Source organism: Mycobacterium sp. 1081908.1 (assembly GCF_001673535.1).
GTDB lineage: Bacteria > Actinomycetota > Actinomycetes > Mycobacteriales > Mycobacteriaceae > Mycobacterium.
In genome coordinates this window covers 49,954-68,821 of sequence record NZ_LZLY01000121.1, presented here as the reverse complement: position 1 = coordinate 68,821, position 18,868 = coordinate 49,954, and the positions used below count along the sequence as shown (strand labels likewise).

14 protein-coding genes are annotated in these 18,868 nt (G+C 68.3%); 2 read left to right on the top strand and 12 right to left on the bottom strand.

Annotated features, from left to right (window positions below; all coding sequences use genetic code 11):
* Positions 1-3 precede the first annotated feature (3 nt).
* Complete coding sequence (locus tag A5655_RS19730) at positions 4-486, top strand: DUF3060 domain-containing protein (RefSeq protein WP_067012871.1); 483 nt, start codon at positions 4-6, stop codon at positions 484-486.
* A 10-nt stretch (positions 487-496) separates the two neighbouring features.
* On the opposite strand, the gene A5655_RS19725 is transcribed toward A5655_RS19730, so the two are convergent.
* The 10 genes from A5655_RS19725 to A5655_RS19680 all read right to left on the bottom strand — a co-directional run bounded on the left by A5655_RS19725 (position 497) and on the right by A5655_RS19680 (position 16,934).
* A complete protein-coding gene (locus A5655_RS19725) occupies positions 497-1,264 on the bottom strand; it encodes a crotonase/enoyl-CoA hydratase family protein (RefSeq protein ID WP_067012869.1) in 768 nt (255 codons plus the stop codon).
* Positions 1,261-1,980: a PaaX family transcriptional regulator C-terminal domain-containing protein gene (locus A5655_RS19720; protein WP_067012867.1), complete on the bottom strand. Its 720-nt coding sequence runs from the start codon at positions 1,978-1,980 to the stop codon at positions 1,261-1,263. The genes A5655_RS19725 and A5655_RS19720 overlap by 4 nt, the downstream gene beginning before the upstream one ends.
* Positions 1,981-1,983: 3 nt before the next feature.
* Complete coding sequence (locus A5655_RS19715) at positions 1,984-2,922, bottom strand: crotonase/enoyl-CoA hydratase family protein (RefSeq protein ID WP_067012866.1); 939 nt, start codon at positions 2,920-2,922, stop codon at positions 1,984-1,986.
* A gap of 8 nt (positions 2,923-2,930) precedes the next feature.
* Positions 2,931-4,559, bottom strand: a complete 1,629-nt coding sequence (locus tag A5655_RS19710) for an acyl-CoA dehydrogenase family protein (protein WP_067012961.1) — start codon at positions 4,557-4,559, stop codon at positions 2,931-2,933.
* A 47-nt stretch (positions 4,560-4,606) separates the two neighbouring features.
* Positions 4,607-5,443: a PHB depolymerase family esterase gene (locus tag A5655_RS19705; RefSeq protein ID WP_067012865.1), complete on the bottom strand. Its 837-nt coding sequence runs from the start codon at positions 5,441-5,443 to the stop codon at positions 4,607-4,609.
* Positions 5,444-5,454: 11 nt separating this feature from the next.
* Positions 5,455-6,210 carry a deoxyribonuclease IV gene (locus A5655_RS19700; protein ID WP_067012960.1) on the bottom strand — a complete coding sequence of 252 codons (756 nt, stop codon included), beginning with the start codon at positions 6,208-6,210 and terminating at the stop codon, positions 5,455-5,457.
* A gap of 160 nt (positions 6,211-6,370) precedes the next feature.
* Complete coding sequence (locus A5655_RS19695) at positions 6,371-10,321, bottom strand: DNA-directed RNA polymerase subunit beta' (protein WP_067012864.1); 3,951 nt, start codon at positions 10,319-10,321, stop codon at positions 6,371-6,373.
* Positions 10,322-10,356: 35 nt separating this feature from the next.
* Positions 10,357-13,866 (bottom strand): DNA-directed RNA polymerase subunit beta, encoded by a 3,510-nt coding sequence (locus A5655_RS19690; protein ID WP_156764946.1) that lies wholly within the window; start codon positions 13,864-13,866, stop codon positions 10,357-10,359.
* A 385-nt stretch (positions 13,867-14,251) separates the two neighbouring features.
* Entirely contained in the window at positions 14,252-15,265 is a 1,014-nt protein-coding gene (locus A5655_RS19685; protein ID WP_067012860.1) for an ABC transporter ATP-binding protein, read from the bottom strand.
* Between the two features lie 160 nt (positions 15,266-15,425).
* The gene (locus A5655_RS19680) at positions 15,426-16,934 is read right to left on the bottom strand and encodes a carotenoid oxygenase family protein (RefSeq protein ID WP_067012858.1); all 1,509 of its coding nucleotides are present in this window, start codon (positions 16,932-16,934) and stop codon (positions 15,426-15,428) included.
* 71 nt (positions 16,935-17,005) lie between these two features.
* Between A5655_RS19680 and A5655_RS19675 the strand changes: the two genes are divergently transcribed.
* Entirely contained in the window at positions 17,006-17,692 is a 687-nt protein-coding gene (locus tag A5655_RS19675; protein WP_067012855.1) for a TetR/AcrR family transcriptional regulator, read from the top strand.
* 51 nt (positions 17,693-17,743) lie between these two features.
* Here A5655_RS19675 and rplL read toward each other — a convergent pair whose 3' ends face one another.
* Positions 17,744-18,136, bottom strand: coding sequence for a 50S ribosomal protein L7/L12 (rplL, locus tag A5655_RS19670; protein WP_067012853.1), 393 nt, complete (start codon positions 18,134-18,136; stop codon positions 17,744-17,746).
* Between the two features lie 41 nt (positions 18,137-18,177).
* On the bottom strand, positions 18,178-18,786 hold the full coding sequence (gene rplJ, locus A5655_RS19665; RefSeq protein ID WP_067012847.1) for a 50S ribosomal protein L10: 609 nt from the start codon (positions 18,784-18,786) through the stop codon (positions 18,178-18,180).
* Positions 18,787-18,868 lie beyond the last annotated feature (82 nt).

The window sequence follows — 18,868 nt, the reverse complement described above, 5'->3', positions numbered from 1 at the left end:
TCCATGCGTGACCACATCACCGACCGCTCGTCCAGGCTGGCCACGCTCGCCCTCGCGCCGGCCGCCGCGGCCCTAGTGCTGGCGGGGTGCAGTTCGACGGCCAATCCGCCCGGTGGCGTGACGACGACGACGACGAAGAGCACCGCCACCACGACGAGCGGCGCGGCCGCGCCGACGAGCTCGAGCGGCGCGAGCACGACGGCCTCCATCGAGATCGGCAACTCGCTGAACTACGGATCGATGGGAACCACGGCCACGCTCGATTGCGCCACCGGCAAGTCGCTCAACGTCGGCGGCTCCGACAACACGCTGACTGTCACCGGCACCTGCGCGACGGTGACCATCGGCGGCGCCAACAACAAGATCACCATCGACAAGGTCGACACGCGAATCAGCGTGGTGGGCTTCAACAACACCGTCACCTACAAGGACGGCGCCCCCAAGGTCGACAACCTCGGCTCGGGCAACACCATCAGCAAAGGCTAGGGCCGCCAGGCTAATTCGCCGGCGCGCCGTGGCGCCCGGCGCCCGCGGCGAACCTGCCGGCGCCTTCGACGGCCTCCGCGGCGACCCGCGAGATGCTGGCGAATTCGAAGTCGATCGCCTCGGCTTCCGCCCTGCCCCACTGATGTAGCGCCGAGAGCCGATCCGAGCGCAGGCACTGCTGCGGCAGGGCGGCGAGCTGTGCCGCCAGTTCCTCGGCCGCCTGGCGCGCTTGGCCTTTGGGCACGACGCGGTTGGCCAGCCCCATCGCCAGCGCCTCGTCGGCCCGGACGCCGCGACCGGTGAGGATCATGTCCATGGCGCGGCTTTGCCCGATCAGCCGGGGCAGCCGCACGGTGCCGCCATCGATGAGCGGGACTCCCCAGCGCCGGCAGAACACGCCGAACACGGCGTCCTCCTCGGCGACCCGCAGGTCGCACCACAGGGCCAGCTCCAGGCCCCCGGCGACGGCGTAGCCGCTGACGGCGGCGATCACCGGCTTGGACAGCACCATCCGCGTCGGCCCCATCGGCCCGGGGCCGGTGCGGTGCACTGCGTTTGCGTCGGGCGTGCCGAAGGACTTCAAATCGGCCCCGGCACAAAAGGTTCCGTTGTCGCCCCAGAGCACGGCCACCGATGCGGTGTCATCGCGGTCGAACTCGTCGAACGCCGCGTGGAGCGCGGCGGCCGTGGGGCCGTTGACGGCGTTGCGCGCCCCCGGCCGATCGAGGATCACCGTGGTGACCGGGCCGTTCCGCTCGATGCGCACCGGATCGCTCATGTCGCCTCCGCAAATAGTGGTTCACGCCGTTTGAGTAGCTCGGCGGCAAAGTCATGGTAGGCCGCGCGCAGCCGGGCCCCGGGCCAGTCGGCCGGCAGGAGTTCTTTGGGCAGCACCGGGTCGGTCAGCAGGTGGCGCACCGTCGCCGCGGCCACCACGAAGCGGCCGGGAATGTCTGGCGCGGCGCCCATCTCGTCGAGCAACCGGTGACCGGCCCGCGCCCAGCCCGGCAGGTCCCACAGCCGGGTGGCCAGCTCGGCGGGGTTGTCGTCGCGTGCCCGCAGGACGCGCGCCTGCGCCGTGATGTCGGCGCCCAGCTCCCCGTCGATGTTGTCCGGGCGCATCCAGACCCCTTCGCGGAGTTCACCAAAGCGGCTGTGGTGCAGGGTAGTTCGCAGCACCGCCCGCGTGCGGGCGTCTTTTCCCACGCCGGTCACGATCAGCGTGACCCACTCCCCGTCCCACGGGCGCACCCGGGGGTCGATCGCATCGTCCTGGCGTCGCTGACGGGCCAGCAGGCGATCCGAGAGCCGATAACCGTCGGCGGAGCGAATCAGGTCACCGGCACCGACCATGCGGGTCAGCGCCACCCGCAACGCCGACTCCTTGATACCGAAATCCGCGGTGAGCCGGATCAATTCGCTGGCCCGAGCGTGAGCCGGGTGGGCGCCGAGCAGCACGCTGAGCACCACCGACCGGGCCGTCATGTCTGGCATGGCCTACACCTCTGACGCGCGCCGGCCGTGGTCACCGAAGGGCTCGTCGCGATGACGAACCGCCTCCCGGAAGCCGTGCTCGACCGCGTCGGCCACGAAGGCGTGTCCCTCGGGGGTGTGCCGCGCGACGCCGTCGAACACGGTGCTGACCATCCTGCTGGTTGCCACACCCTGTTGCAACAGAGCCGAATTGAGCGCGAGCTTGACCATGATCAGCTGATTGACCGGCATCGCGGCGATCCTTTCGACCAGTCGCTCGGTCCGCTCGTCGAGATCCTTCGCCTCCGGCGCCTCCACCGCCAGGCCCCACTCGGCGGCCTGCGCGCCGGTGATGCAATCGCCGGTGAGCAGCAGGCGTTTCGCGCGCTGGTCGCCGAGCCGGTGGGCCCACAGGCCGGCCGCGGGCACGCCCCACACCCGGGTCGGCGGGTAGCCGATCTTGGCGTCGGCGGCGGCGATCACCTGGTCGGCGTGCAGCGCGATGTCGGTGCCGCCGGCCACGCAGTACCCGTGAATCTTGACCACCGTCGGCTTGTCGGCGTGCATCAGGCTGGAAAACCCGCGCACGAAGCGGCTCATCATCTGGTAGTCGATCATCGGGTCCCACGGCTGATTCGGCAGGTGGTTGACCGCCTGGGCCTTGCCGTCCAACACGGTGCCCTGATACGCGCCGGTCCCCCCGGCCGACCCGGTGCGATCGGCGTAGGCGGACAGGTCGAACCCCGCGCAGAAGCCCTCGCCGCGGCCCGACACCAGGATGACGTGGACGGCCGGGTCGAGGTCGGCGCGCTCCACCAACGCCGAGAGCTCGAGCGGGGTGTCCGCGACGATCGCGTTGCCCTTCTCCGGCCTGTTGAACGTGATGCGCGCAACCCGATCGGTGACCTCGTAGGTCATCGTCTTCAGGTTGTCGAAGTCGACCGGCCTGATCGCGTGAGTCATGTTGCGGCTCAGCCCTTTACCAGCGACCGCTCCAGGATGGGGGCCAGGTCCAGCCCGGCCGGCATGGTGCCGAACGCGCCGCCCCATCGGCCGTCCAGCCGGGTGGCCAGGAACGCCTCGGCGACGGCGGGGTGGCCGTGCCGGACCAGCAGCGAGCCCTGCAGCGCCAGGCAGATGTCTTCGGCGACCTTGCGGGCGCGGTAGGCGATGTTGTCCAGGTCGGCCAGTTGCTGCCGCACCTGTTCCACGTGGCCGTCCAGCCGGGGATCCTGACCCGCGGTCTGGGCCAGCTCGCCGAACAACACCTCGACGCACTCGGGGCGGGTTGCCATGGCGCGCAACGTATCCAGCGCGCTGACGTTGCCCGAGCCCTCCCAGATGCCCATCAGCGGCGCCTCACGGAACAGTCGCGGCATGCCGGAGTCCTCGACGTAGCCGTTGCCGCCCAGGCATTCCAGCGCCTCGGCGGCGTGCGGGGTGGCGCGCTTGCACACCCAGTACTTGGCGGCGGCCAGGCCGATCCGGCGCAGCAGGGCCTCGGTCTCGTCGCCACGGAGCGCCCTGTCGGTGGCGCCGGCCATCCGCATCGCGACGATCGTGGCCGCCTCCGCCTCGACGGCCAGGTCGGCCAGGACGTTGCGCATCAGCGGCTGGTCGATCAGGTAGGCGCCGAACGCCTTTCGGTGCTGGGCATGGTGGATGGCGCGGGTCAGGCCGGTGCGCATGCTGGTGGCGCTGCCCAGCGTGCAGTCCAGCCGGGTGAGGTTGACCATCTCGATGATCGTGGGGACGCCGCGGCCCTCCTCGCCGACCAGCCACGCGGTGGCGCCGTCGTACTCCACCTCGCTGGACGCGTTGGCGTGGTTGCCGAGCTTGTCCTTGAGCCGCTGCAGGAACATCCGGTTGCGGGTGCCGTCGGGCAGTATCCGCGGCAGCAGGAAGCAGGACAGGCCGCCCGGCGCCTGCGCCAGCACCAGGAAGATGTCGCACATCGGCGCCGAGGTGAACCACTTGTGGCCGGTGAGGCTGTAGCTGCCGTCGGCGTTGGGGGTCGCCTGGGTGGTGCCGGCGCGCACGTCGGAGCCGCCCTGCTTCTCGGTCATCGACATGCCCGCGGTGATGCCGGCCTTCGTGGTGGCCAGTTTCAGCTCGGGGTCGTACTCGCGACTGGTCAGCAGCGGCTCGTAAACCGCGGCCAGGTCAGGGTTGTAACGCAGCGCCGGGACGACGGCGTAGGTCATCGAGACGGGGCAGGTGTGTCCGGGCTCGACGTTCCAGACCGACATCTTGGCGGCGCGCACCACGTGGGCGCCGGGCCGCCCGTCGGCCCACGGCGCCGCGTGGATGCCATGGGCGATCGCCGCGCGCATCAGCTCGTGGTAGGCCGGGTCGTACTCGATCTCGTCGACGCGGTGCCCGTACTGGTCGTGGGTGTGCAGCACCGGCCGGTTGCGGTCGGCGAGCTCGCCCCATCGTTGCGCTTCGCGGCTGCCCGCAAGCGCCCCAAGCTCATTCACCTCGTCCAAGCCCCACTGCCCGCCCTCGCGGATGAGTGCCTCGACGAGCACGGCCGACGTGGCCGGGTTGTGGTTCTCCAGGGGCGGCACCTGGTTGGTCACGACATGGGTATCAGGCATGCCACCCATGTTACAGTTTTCCGACAGCCGCACAAGACCTGTAATAATCAGCGCGGGTGCGCCGCGAAGAATTGCCAAAGCGTCTTGGTCGCGAACGGCGGCCACTCGTGGTCGCCGCCGTCGACGGTGATCAGGACGACGCCGCGGTTGCCCGCGCACGCGGCCGTCGACGTGGTGACCGGGCCGCTGGTGGTCGCGGCGGGGGCGCCGCATTGATCCACGTTGCGCCAGAACGCATTGACGTCGGGCGCCGACGGGCCGTTGATGACGCTGAAGCCCTGCCCGCCGCCGTACGGGACGAGCCGATCGGCGGTGCCGTGAATGTGCATGACCGAGGCGGGGTGCGGGCCGCGGCAAAGGCTCAACTGCGTGCCGGCGACCGGGCCGATCGCCGCGAAAATCTCGGTGGCGCACGCCAACGTGTAGGCCATGATGGCGCCGTTGCTCATCCCGGTGGCGTAGACCTTGGCCCGGTCGATGCCGACGTTCTTGGCGATCTCGGCGACGGCCGCGCCGATGAAGGCGACGTCATCGACGCCCTCCCGTCCCGGCCGGCCGCAGCAGCCCTCCCCGTCGACGTTCCAGGCGCGGTCGAAGCCGTCCGGATAGGCGACGAGGAACTTGGCGGAATCGGCCAAACGGTCCCAGTCATAACCTCTTTCGGCTTGGGCGGCGCTGCCGGAATAGCCGTGCATGACGACCACCAGCGCGGCCGACGCCGGCACTCCCGCGGGCTGGTAGAGCCGATAGTCGCGATCGTGCCCGCCGACGTTGATGTGGTGGACGCTGGTGCCGGTGACGAATCCCGACGGCAGCTCGGGCCACGGTGAGCAACCGGCGACCAGGATCACCACGCCGAAAAGCGTCGCCAGCCGACCGAGCATGGGCCCGTGGATCAGCCGCCGGTGTTTTCCCGCAGGAACGCGATGTCGTCCTTGCGGCCCTCGTCGGCCGTCTCGCAGATCACCGGGGCGTCGGCGGCCTTGACCACCGCGACGAGCAGCTCGGGATCGATCTGGCCGGTCCCGAAGTTGGCGTGCCGGTCGGCGCCGGAGCCCGCCGCGTCCCTCGAGTCGTTGCAGTGCACCAGGTCGATGCGGCCGGTCAGGGCCTTGATCCGGTCGACCGCGTCGATCAGTTCCTCGCCCGCGGCCCACGCGTGGCAGGTGTCCAGGCAGAATCCGATGCCCTTGTCCCCGATGTGATCCCAGAGCCGACCGATGGTGTCGAAGTAGCGGGCCATGGCGTGGTCGCCGCCCGCGGTGTTCTCCAGGTACACCCGCACGTCGGTTTCGAGGTAGTCCAGCGCCTTGACCCAGCGCTCGAAGCCGGCCTCCATGTCGTTGTCGTCGGCGTGACCGCCGTGCACGATCACCGCGGTCGCGCCGATCGCCGCGGCCGCGTCGCAGGTGTCCTGCAGGATCTTGCGCGACGGGATGCGGATGCGGTTGTTGGCCGACGCCACGTTGATCAGGTACGGCGCGTGGACGTACAGCGGGATCGTGGACGCCTTCAGCGCCTCGGCGTCGTCGCGCGGCTTAGGCTTCTTCCAGCTCTGCGGGTTGCCGAGGAAGAACTGCACCGCGTCGGCGCCGTCCGCCTGCGCGGCGGCCAGAGGATCGTCCTGGTGGACGTGCGAACCGATGAGCACGGTGGCCAGTGTAGTGCGCGGGCCCGACGCCACCCGACCGCGAACGTGCGGCTGGCCGCACGTTGGGCGCCGAACGTGCGGCTGGCCGCACGCTCGGCGTTAATGGGACCCTCGCGCACGAAAAAGCCCCGGGCGAACCCGGGGCTTTTCGCAGCAATGACTAGCGGTAGTCGCTGTAGCCGTAGTCGTCCAGCGGCACCGCAGCACCGGTGGCCTGGCCGAAGTCCGGGCTGTAGTAGTGATCCTCGTAGGACGGGATCGTGTACGCCGCGGCCCGGGCCTCCTCGGTGGGCTGCACCTGGATGTTGCGGTACCGGTTGATGCCGGTACCCGCCGGGATCAGCTTTCCGATGATCACGTTCTCCTTCAGACCGTTGAGCTTGTCGCTGCGGCAATTGATCGCCGCATCGGTCAGCACCCGCGTGGTCTCCTGGAACGACGCCGCGCTCAGCCACGAGTCGGTGGCGAGGCTCGCCTTCGTGATACCCATCAGCACCGGACGGCCGGCGGCGGGCTCGCCGCCCTCGGCCACCACCCGGCGGTTCTCCGCCTCGAACTCCGCACGGTCGATCAGCGAGCCGGGCAGGAACTCCGTCGAGCCCGAGTCGATGATGGTGACGCGGCGCAGCATCTGGCGAACGATCACCTCGATGTGCTTGTCGTGGATCGACACACCCTGGGCGCGGTAGACCTCCTGGACCTCGCGGACCAGGTGGATCTGCACCTCGCGGGGGCCCTGCACGCGCAGCACCTCGTGCGGGTCGGCCGAGCCTTCCATCAGCTGCTGGCCCACCTCGACGTGGTCGCCGTCGGACAGCACTCCCTCGGACCCGTCGTCGTGCTTGTAAACCCGCAGCCGCTGCCGCTTGGAGAGCTTGTCGTAGACGACTTCCTCGCCGCCGTCGTCGGGAACGATGGTGATCTTGTAGAACCGCTCGCCGTCCTCGAGACGAACCCGCCCGGTGACGTCGGCGATCGGCGCCTTGCCGCGCGGGACGCGGGCCTCGAACAGCTCCTGAACCCGGGGCAGACCGCCGGTGATGTCCTCACCGACACCACCCTGGTGGAAGGTCCGCATCGTCAGCTGGGTGCCGGGCTCGCCGATGGACTGGGCCGCGACGATGCCGACGGCCTCGCCGATGTCGACCAGCTTGCCGGTGGCCATCGAGCGCCCGTAGCAGGTGGCGCACACGCCGGTGCCCGTGGTGCAGGTCAGCACCGAGCGCACCTTGACCGACGTGATGCCCGCCGCCAGCAGGGCGTCGATCTCCGGGTCGCCCAGGTCCTCGCCGCGCGCGACGACGACGTTGCCCTTCTCGTCGACCGCGTCGGTGCCCAAAGTCCGCGCGTACGCCGAGGTTTCGATGTACGGGTCGCGGATCAGCGTGCCGTCGGGCTGACGCTCGGCCAGCTCGACGACGATGCCGCGCTCGGTCTCGCAGTCGTGCTCGCGGACGATGACGTCCTGGCTCACGTCCACCAGACGACGGGTCAGGTAGCCGGAGTCGGCCGTACGCAACGCGGTGTCCGCCAAGCCCTTTCGAGCGCCGTGGGTGTTGATGAAGTACTCCAGCACCGTCAGGCCCTCGCGGAACGACGACTTGACCGGACGCGGGATGAACTCACCCTTCGGGTTGGTCACCAGGCCCTTCATGCCGGCCAGCGTTCGGGTCTGGGTGAAGTTACCGGTGGCGCCCGAGTCGACGATCGTGATGATCGGGTTGTCGGCGGGGTAGTGCTCGCGGAGCGCCTGACCGACCTCGTCGGTGGCTTCCTTCCAGATCTCCACCAGCGCCTCGTTGCGCTCGTCGTGGTTCAAAGCACCACGCTGGAACTGCTTTTCGACCTTGTCGGCGCGCTCCTCGTACTGGTCGAGGATCTCCTTCTTGCGCGGGGGAACCAGCACGTCGGCCATCGAGACCGTGACACCGCTGCGGGTCGCCCAGTAGAAACCGGCGTCCTTGAGCTTGTCGACGGTCTGCGCCACCACGATCATCGGGTACCGCTCGGCCAAGTCGTTGATGATCGCGGCCTGCACCTTCTTGTGCATCTGCTTGTTCACGAACGGGTAGGCCACCGGCAGCAGCTCGTTGAACAGCACCCGGCCCAGCGTGGTCTCGGCCATCCAGGAGTCGCCCGGCTGCCAGCCGTTTTCGCCGAACAGCTCGGCCTCGATCTCGGCGGGCGGGCGCAGCTGGGTCAGCCGCACCTTGATCTTGGCCCGCACCGACAGCACACCGCGGTCCGACGCCATGATCGCCTCGGCCGGCGAGGAGTACACCCCGACCTCCGGTTGGTCCTTGGCGGCCGGGCGGTATTCGCCGGTGTCGCCGTCGACCTCGGTGGTCAGGTAGTACAGCCCCGTCACCATGTCCAGTCGCGGCATGGCCAGCGGGCGGCCGGACGCCGGCGACAGGATGTTGTTGGAGGACAGCATCAGGATGCGGGCCTCGGCCTGCGCCTCCGCGCTCAAAGGCAGGTGCACCGCCATCTGGTCACCGTCGAAGTCGGCGTTGAACGCCTCACACACCAACGGGTGCAGCTGAATCGCCTTGCCCTCCACCAGCATCGGCTCGAAGGCCTGGATGCCCAGTCGGTGCAGGGTGGGCGCGCGGTTCAACAGCACCGGGTGCTCGGCGATGACCTCTTCGAGGACGTCCCACACCTGGGGGCGCTGCCGCTCGACCATCCGCTTGGCGCTCTTGATGTTCTGCGCGTGGTTGAGGTCGACGAGCCGCTTCATCACGAACGGCTTGAACAGCTCCAGCGCCATCAGCTTGGGCAGGCCGCACTGGTGCAGCTTGAGCTGCGGGCCGACCACGATGACCGAACGGCCGGAGTAGTCGACACGCTTACCGAGCAGGTTCTGCCGGAACCGGCCCTGCTTGCCCTTGAGCAGATCCGACAGCGACTTCAGCGGGCGGTTGCCCGGCCCGGTGACCGGGCGGCCGCGGCGGCCGTTGTCGAACAGCGCGTCCACAGACTCCTGCAGCATCCGCTTCTCGTTGTTGACGATGATCTCGGGCGCGCCGAGGTCGATCAGCCTCTTGAGCCGGTTGTTGCGGTTGATCACGCGGCGGTACAGGTCGTTGAGGTCGCTGGTCGCGAACCGGCCACCGTCGAGCTGGACCATCGGGCGCAGCTCCGGCGGGATCACCGGCACGGCGTCGAGCACCATGCCCATCGGCGAGTTGCCCGACTGCTGGAAGGCGGCCACCACCTTCAGCCGCTTGAGCGCGCGAAGCTTCTTCTGCCCCTTGCCGTTTCGGATGACGTCACGCAGGTTGTCGGCCTCGGCGTCGATGTCGAAGTTCTCGATCAGCTTCTGGATCGACTCCGCGCCCATGGCGCCGGTGAAGTACTCGCCGTAGCGGTCGACGAGCTCGCGGTAGAGGTTCTCGTCGACGATCAGCTGCTTGGGGGCGAGCTTGGTGAAGGTGCTCCAGATGTCCTCCAGCCGGTCCAGCTCGCGCTGGGCCCGGTCGCGGATCTGGCGCATCTCCCGCTCGCCGCCGTCGCGGACCTTGCGGCGGGCGTCGGCCTTGGCGCCCTCGGCCTCCAGCTCGGCCAGGTCGGCCTCGAGCTTCTGCGCGCGGGCCTCCAGCTCGGCGTCGCGCTGGTCCTCAACTCCCTTGCGCTCCACCATCATTTCGGCCTCGAGCGTCGAGAGCTCGTTGTGCCGCATCTCGTCGTCGACGGACGTGATCACGTACGCGGCGAAGTAGATGATCTTCTCGAGGTCCTTCGGCGCCAGGTCGAGCAGGTAGCCCAGGCGCGACGGCACACCCTTGAAGTACCAGATGTGGGTGACGGGCGCCGCCAGCTCGATGTGGCCCATCCGCTCGCGGCGCACCTTGGCGCGGGTCACCTCGACGCCGCAGCGCTCACAGATGATGCCCTTGAAGCGGACGCGCTTGTACTTGCCGCAGTAGCACTCCCAGTCCCGAGTCGGTCCGAAGATCTTCTCGCAGAACAGGCCGTCCTTCTCGGGCTTCAGCGTGCGGTAGTTGATCGTCTCCGGCTTCTTGACCTCGCCGTAAGACCATTGCCGGATGTCCTCCGCGGTGGCCAGGCCGATACGGAGTTCATCGAAGAAGTTGACGTCGAGCACGTAACTCCCTTTCCCCTTGCGGGTTTAGTAACTAATTAAGCCAAGTCCTCAACAGAGGCGGATTCGTTGCGGGACAGGTTGATTCCCAGGTTGGCGGCGGCCCGCTCCAGGTCCTCGTCCTCGCCCTCGCGCAGCTCGATGGCCGCGCCGTCACTCGACAGCACCTCGACGTTGAGGCAGAGCGACTGCAGCTCCTTGAGCAGCACCTTGAACGACTCGGGGATGCCCGGCTCGGGAATGTTCTCGCCCTTGACGATCGCCTCGTACACCTTGACCCGGCCGACGGTGTCGTCGGACTTGATGGTCAACAGCTCCTGCAACGTGTACGCGGCGCCGTAGGCCTGCATGGCCCAGCACTCCATCTCACCGAACCGCTGGCCACCGAACTGCGCCTTACCGCCCAGCGGCTGCTGGGTGATCATCGAGTACGGGCCGGTGGAGCGGGCGTGAATCTTGTCGTCCACCAGGTGGTGCAGCTTCATGATGTACATGAAGCCAACCGTCACCGGGTACGGGAACGGCTCCCCGCTGCGGCCGTCGAACAGCACCGCCTTGCCGTCGTCGTTGACCAGCACCTCGCCGTCACGGTTGGGCAGCGTGGCCGACAGCAGCCCCTGCAGCTCGGCCTCCTGCGCGCCGTCGAACACCGGCGTGGACACGATGGCGTTGGGCTCGGCGTGCAGCAGGTCCTCGGGCAGGTTGGCGGCCCAGTCGGGAACGCCCTTGCCGGTGTCGACCTTCCAGCCGCTGTGCGCGCACCAGCCGAGGTGCGTTTCCAGGATCTGGCCGATGTTCATCCGTCGCGGCACACCGTGGGTGTTCAGGATGATGTCCACCGGGGTGCCGTCCGGCAGGAACGGCATGTCCTCGACCGGCAGGATCTTGCCGATCACGCCCTTGTTGCCGTGCCGGCCGGCGAGCTTGTCGCCGTCGGAGATCTTGCGCTTCTGGGCCACGTACACGCGGACCAGCTCGTTGACCCCGGCCGGCAGCTCGTCGTCGTCCTCGCGGGAGAACACCCGGATGCCGATGACCTTGCCGGACTCGCCGTGCGGCACCTTCAGCGAGGTGTCGCGGACCTCGCGGGCCTTCTCACCGAAGATCGCCCGCAGCAACCGCTCCTCCGGGGTCAGCTCGGTCTCACCCTTCGGGGTGACCTTGCCGACCAGGATGTCGCCGTCGCGGACCTCGGCCCCGATCCGCACGATGCCGCGCTCGTCCAGGTCGGCGAGGACCTCGTCGGAGACGTTGGGGATGTCCCGGGTGATCTCCTCGGCGCCCAGCTTGGTGTCGCGGGCGTCGATCTCGTGCTCCTCGATGTGGATCGAGGTCAGCACGTCCTCTTCGACCAGGCGGTTGGAGAGGATGATCGCGTCCTCGTAGTTGTGGCCCTCCCACGGCATGATCGCGACCAGCAGGTTCTTGCCCAGGGCCATCTCACCGTTTTCGGTGCAGGGGCCGTCGGCGATCACCTGGCCGGCCTCGACGCGGTCGCCCGCGTCGACGATCGGCGACTGGTTGGCGCAGGTGCCGTGGTTGGAGCGGGCGAACTTGCGCATCCGGTAGGTGTGCCGGGTGCCGTCGTCGGCCATCACGGTGATGTAGTCCGCGGAGACCTCCTCGATCACCCCGGCCTTGTCGGCGACGACGACGTCGCCGGCGTCGATCGCGGCGCGCAACTCCATGCCGGTGCCCACCAGCGGCGCCTCGCTGCGCACCAGCGGAACCGCCTGGCGCTGCATGTTGGCGCCCATCAGGGCGCGGTTGGCGTCGTCGTGCTCGAGGAACGGGATCATGGCGGTGGCCACCGACACCATCTGGCGCGGCGACACGTCCATGTAGTCCACCTCGGACGAGGGCACGTACTCGACCTCGCCCGCCTTGCGGCGAACCAGGACGCGGCCCTCGACGAACCGGCCGTCGGCGTCGATCGGCGAGTTGGCCTGCGCCACCACGTGGCGGTCCTCCTCGTCGGCGGTCAGGTAGACGATCTCGTCGCTGACCACACCGTCGACCACCTTGCGGTAGGGCGTCTCGATGAACCCGAACGGGTTGACCCGCGCGTACACCGAAAGCGAGCCGATCAGACCGATGTTCGGACCCTCCGGGGTCTCGATCGGGCACATGCGGCCGTAGTGCGACGGGTGCACGTCCCGGACCTCCAGGCCGGCGCGCTCACGGGACAGACCGCCGGGGCCCAGCGCCGACAGGCGGCGCTTGTGGGTGAGACCCGACAGCGGGTTGTTCTGGTCCATGAACTGCGACAGCTGGCTGGTGCCGAAGAACTCCTTGATCGCGGCGACCACCGGCCGGATGTTGATCAGCGTCTGCGGCGTGATGGCCTCGACGTCCTGGGTGGTCATCCGCTCCCGGACGACGCGTTCCATCCTGGACATGCCGACCCGGATCTGGTTCTGGATCAGCTCGCCGACCGTACGCAGCCGCCGATTGCCGAAGTGGTCGATGTCGTCGGTCTCCACCGGCACCTCGACGCCGCCGGGAACGGTCATCACGGACTGTCCCTCGTGCAGGCGAACCAGGTACTCGATGGTGGCGACGACGTCCTCTTCGGTCAGCGTGGTCGTCGTGATCGGGTTCTCGGTGTTCAGGCCGAGCTTCTTGTTGACCTTGTAGCGGCCCACCCGGGCCAGGTCGTAGCGCTTCTCCTTGAAGAACAGGTTCTCCAGCAGGGTCTGCGCGGACTCCTTGGTCGGGGGCTCGCCCGGACGCAGCTTGCGGTAGATGTCCAGCAGCGCCTCGTCGGTGCCGGCGGTGTTGTCCTTCTCCAGCGTCGACATCATGATCTCGGAGAAGCCGAACCGCTCGGTGATCCGCTCGGTGGTCCAGCCCAGCGCCTTGAGCAGCACCGTGACGGGCTGCCGGCGCTTGCGGTCGATGCGCACGCCGACGGTGTCGCGCTTGTCGACGTCGAACTCGAGCCAGGCCCCGCGGCTCGGGATCACCTTGACGCTGTGCAGCGTCTTCTCGGTGGACTTGTCGATCGTCTCGTCGAAGTAGACGCCGGGCGAGCGCACCAGCTGGCTGACGACGACGCGCTCGGTCCCGTTGATGATGAAGGTGCCCTTCTCGGTCATCATCGGGAAGTCGCCCATGAACACCGTCTGGCTCTTGATCTCGCCGGTGTTGTTGTTGATGAACTCGGCCGTGACGAACAGCGGGGCCGCGTAGGTCATGTCCTTGTCTTTGCACTCGTCGACCGGCGCCTTGACCTCGTCAAAGCGGGGGTCGGAGAAAGACAGCGACATCGAGCCCGAGAAGTCCTCGATCGGCGACAGCTCGTAGAGCACCTCTTCCAGGCCGCCCACCGGGTTGGCGTCCCCGCGCTTGCCGGCGCCCTCGCGCCAGCGCGGCGACCCGATCAGCCACTCAAACGAGTCGGTCTGCACGTCGAGAAGCCCCGGAACCTCAAGCGGTTCGCGGAGCTTGGCGAAGGAAACTCGGTTGGGTGCTCCGGGCACGGAGCCGTTGGTGGAACTTGAGTTTTTGGAACTCTGGCGACTCTTGCTCTGGCGGGAATCTGCCAAGATGCATCCTTCCAGCACCTCGTGCGACTCACGGGCTCCGGGGGCACCGGCTGCGTTCGCCGCATCAATTTTGTCGGTTCGGCCGGCGAACGATCTGCCCAGATCTCACGCGCACAACTAAATAGCTAAGCCGCGGGAAGGGGCTCAGGCTAAGACCACAGTGTCAGGTGGCGGGTGAGGTGGGCAGGAAGTAGCCAGCGCAACGTCCAACAATAGCGCAGGACCGCGCATTCCTCAACTACCCACGACAATCAGCCCAGGGACATCGGCGCTGGCTCGCGATCTCGACTTCCCGTGGGTTCATGCTGCCCAACAGACTGACCCGTTTAGGCCCGGTCGTCAAGAGGGCGGGGCGGCAAGTTGCACCGAGTTATCGCAAATTTCTTTACGAGCCGCCGAACTCGTTGGCCTTGAACCTGTGGGTGCCTTCGAGGTCGTCGAGGATCGCGGCCTGGGCGTTCTTGGGCAGGGTGTGCAGGATCTCGCGGACCCGGGCCTGGCGCCGCGCGACGGCCTTGCGCTCCGGCATGCCGGGCGTCGCGACGATCTGCGGGGGCACTCCCTCGATCTCCTCGACGCCGCCGGCGTGGTGACCGGCGTCGAGCAGGGCCTGCTCCTCGGCCATGGTGGCCTCGTCCTTTTCCTCGGACATGCCGATCGGCCCGATGCGCCGGCCGTTGAGGAACTGCCGCACGACGGGCTCATCGCTGGTCAGCAGCACTTCCCGCGGGCCGAACATGACCAGCTTGCGGCGGAACAGCATGCCCATGTTGTCCGGCACGGTCCGGGCGATGTTGATGTTGTGCGTCACGATCAGGACGGTGGCGTCGATCTGGGCGTTGATGTCGAGGATCAGCTGGCTCAGGTAGGCGGTACGCACCGGGTCCAGACCGGAGTCGGGCTCGTCGCAGAGGATGATCTGCGGGTCCATCACCAGGGCCCGGGCCAGGCTGGCGCGCTTGCGCATACCGCCGGAGATCTCACCGGGGAACTTCTTCTCGTCGCCGCCGAGGCCCACCAGGGTCAGCTTCTCCATGACGATGTCACGGATCTCGCTTTCCTTCTTTTTGGTGTGCTCGCGCAGCGGGAACGCCGCGTTGTCGAACAGGTTCATCGAACCGAACAGCGCGCCGTCCTGAAACATCACGCCGAACAGCGTGCGGATCTCGTAGAGCTCCTTGGCCGAGCACTCGAGGATGTCGGTGCCGTCGATCATGATCGAGCCGCGTTCCGGACGCAGCAGACCGATCAGCGACTTCAGGAACACCGATTTGCCGGTACCCGACGGCCCCAGCAGGACGCTGACCTCCCCGGCGGGGATATCCAACGTCACGTCTTCCCAAATTCTCGAGGGACCGAAGGACTTCGTGAGTCCCCTCACCTCGATAGCGACGCCCATGGGGAATCCTTCCGTCGACGCTCGTGCCCGCCACCTGCCCTTTTGTGTGGCATCAGTCACTGTAGCGCACGTCAGGCACCCGGCATCAGGCTTGGATCGGACCGCTGGGAAAAATTGGCCGAGCTGAGACCGCCGGCGTCGGGGTTATTTGACGCGAGTGTTAGCTAGCGGGCGCCCAATTTCCGTGGAAGCCCATCGGTACCCGCTGCGGCAGGTGCACGGTAGCCACCGATTCGAGGGTCTGCGCATCCAGCAGCACCAGCTGCCCTTCGTCGCGGCCGCGGTGGTAGCCGTAGCCCATCAGGATGCCGTCGTCCTCGGCTTGATCCTCGGGACCGGGGTTGGGCACGAAAGACATCTCGCCGAGCAAAAGCCCGGGGTCGAGCGCGGCCACCGTGGCCGACCCGGTGGCGTAGTCGTGCTTGTACAGCGGTGTCGCCATCTCCGGGCCCCCCGCGGCGAGGAACCCGCCCTCGATGCCGACGGCGTAGCCGAAGCGATGCCGCGCGCCCAGGCGCGTCTCGTTGATCCGCGGAAATTCCTGCGAGCGCTCGTCACGGCATTCGGTGGCCACCGCGCCGGTCGCCAGGTTGACGGTCCAGCGGTCCAGCCTGGGCGCGGTGTCGCCGGGGCCGCGCCGGTCGCGGTCGAACATCCGCGAGTAGCGCACCACGTCGAGCACCAAAACCTCTGCGCCGTCCCGCATTTCGGAATACGCGTTGAGCGGGTGGTAGACGTAGCAGGCTTCGATGTCGAACCAGCGGACGTCGGAATTACCGCCCTCGCGGGGCATGACCCCGATGCGCGCCGGGTAGCCGGGGTTCCAGGCGTACGGCATCCGGTCGTCGTGTTTCGGGTTGCGGTTCATCATCGCGGTGATCGGGCCGGGCACCCGGACGCGCCCCACCAGCGACTGCAGCGCCAGCCGGGCCGGCACGCCCAGCCAGCGCGGGATGTTGGTGGGAAGCACCTGCACCGCGTCGAACGTCACCGGCAGGTCGTAGATCACCACGTATTTGTCGGTCAGCGAGAAGTCGTGCATCATCGGCGACCCGGTCACCTCGATGTCGACCGTGCGGCGGGCCCGCCCGCGGGTGTCGATCACCGAGTACTGCACGGTGCGCCCGCGGGCGAAAGAGTAAGACACCGCGTGCAATTCGCCGGTGTGCGGATCGCGGTGCGGGTGCGCGGTGTAGCCGCCCCGCAGGGTGCCGTCGAAGTCGCACGTGCCGACGGTGTCGAGGTCGTCGGTCAGCTCGTAGTTGGCCGCCCCGCCCTCGACCAGCGCCACGGTGCGCCCGGCGTGGCTCAGCACGTTGGTGTTGGCGCCGAAGGACAGCATGCCCGCCCGCGGGTCGAGGCGGCCCGGCGCCGGCTCGCCCAGGGCGGCGCACACCGAGAGGCTGCGCACCCAGCGGTTGCGATACCACTGGGCCTTGCCGTCGCGCAGCGCGACGCCGTGCACCATGCCGTCGCCGCTGAACCAGTGATAGGTGGCCGGATCGACCTCTTCGGCCGGGTTCGGCCCGTTGCGCAGATAGCGCCCGTCGAGGTGCTCGGGGATGTGGCCGGTGACCTCCAGATCGGTCGCGGTCACTTCGGCGGCCACCGGCGCCAGAAAGCCCTCGAGATACGGATTGGTGGATCGGACGGCTTGCGTGGATGTCACTGCTAAGCTCCTATAACATTGATATTTCAGCGTTATGGGAACCGTACGCCCGCGATGAGAAGATGGCAAGGATGACTTCGGAAACCGAGCGCAGCGTTCGCGGTGTTCGCGATGAGATGCTGCACGCCGCCGTCGGCCTGCTCGACGAGCAGGGACCCGATGCGCTGCAGACCCGCCGGGTGGCCGGGGCCGCCGGGACCTCGACGATGGCGGTGTACACCCATTTCGGCGGAATGCGCGGCCTGATCGCGGAGGTCGCCGAGGAAGGCCTGCGGCAGTTCGACGCGGCGCTGACGGTGCCCGAGACCGACGACCCGGTGGCCGACCTGTTCGCCGTCGGCGCCGCCTACCGGCGCTACGCCATCGAGCGTCCGCACATGTACCGGCTGATGTTCGGCAGCACCAGCGCGCACGGCATCAACGCGCCCGCGGGCAACGTCCTGAAGCTGACGGTCGCCGAGATCGAGCAGCACATCCCCAGCTTCGCGCACGTGGTGCGCGCGGTGCGGCGGTCGATGGTGGCCGGCCGGATCACCGTGGGTTCCGCGGCCGACGACGCGGCGGTGGTGGCCACCGCGGCTCAGTTCTGGGCGTTGGTGCACGGGTTCGTGATGCTCGAACTGGCCGGCTTCTACGGCGACGACGACGCGGCCGTCGCGCCGGTGCTCGGCTCGCTGACGTCGAATTTCCTGGTGGCTCTGGGAGATTCGCATGAACGCGTGCGAAGCTCGCAACGGGCGGCCTTCGGCGCCCGCTGAGCGCACGAAACCCCCGGAAGGGCGCTTCCGGGGGTTTTCGCGAAGTGGGTGCTACTTGACGGTGACGGTGGCGCCAGCGGCCTCGAGCTTGGCCTTGGCGTCGTCGGCGGCCTCCTTGGCCACCTTCTCCAGCAGCGGCTTGGGCGCGCCGTCGACGAGGTCCTTGGCCTCCTTGAGGCCCAGGCCGGAGACGATCTCGCGGACCACCTTGATCACGCCGATCTTCTTGTCACCGGCGGCCTCGAGGATGACGTCGAACTCCGACTGCTCCTCGGCGGCCTCGGCGGGCGCGCCGCCGGCGGCCGGACCGGCCGCGGCGACGGCGACCGGGGCGGCCGCGGTGACCTCGAAGGTCTCCTCGAACTTCTTGACGAAGTCCGAGAGCTCCAGCAGGGTCATTTCCTTGAACGCGTCGAGCAGGTCGTCGGCAGTCATCTTTGCCATGGTGTGGGTCCTTCCTTGTTTTCCTAAGTTGCGGTCGGTTGTTATTCGGCTTCGGCCGGGGCTTCAGCGGTTTCAGCGGTCTCGGCGGGCGCTTCCGCGGCCGGGGCCTCGGCGGCCGGGGCCGGTGCGGCGGCCTCGGCGGGCTTCTTCTCCTGCAGCGCGGCCAGCAGGCGGGCCATCTGGGAGGTCGGGGCGGCGAACAGGCCGGCCGCCTTGGCCAGGTTGCCCTTCATCGCGCCGGCCAGCTTCGCCAGCAGCACCTCGCGGGACTCCAGGTCCGCGATGCGCTCGACTTCCGAGACGCTCAGCGGGTGGCCATCCATGTAGCCGCCCTTGATGACCAGCGCCTTGTTCTCCTTGGCGAAGGTCTTGATCGCCTTGGCGGCGTCGACTGGCTCGCCGCTGACGAACGCGATGGCCGTGGGGCCCGCGAACAGCTCGTCGAGGCCCTCGATGCCGGCGTCGGCGGCCGCCCGCTTGATCAGCGTGTTCTTGGCCACCGTGTAGGTGGCCGATCCCGCCAGCGAGCGGCGCAGCTCGGCCAGGTTGGCCACCGTCAAACCGCGGTACTCGGTGATCAGGGTGGCCGTCGAGTCCTTGAACTGCTCCGCGATGTCTGCAACGGCGGTGGCCTTGTCAGCCCTGGCCATGCATACCTCCTGAGGTCAAAGTTTGTCGGTGATTCACCGCGGGAACGACGAACGCCCCGGCGCAGGAAGCGGCCGGGGCGTA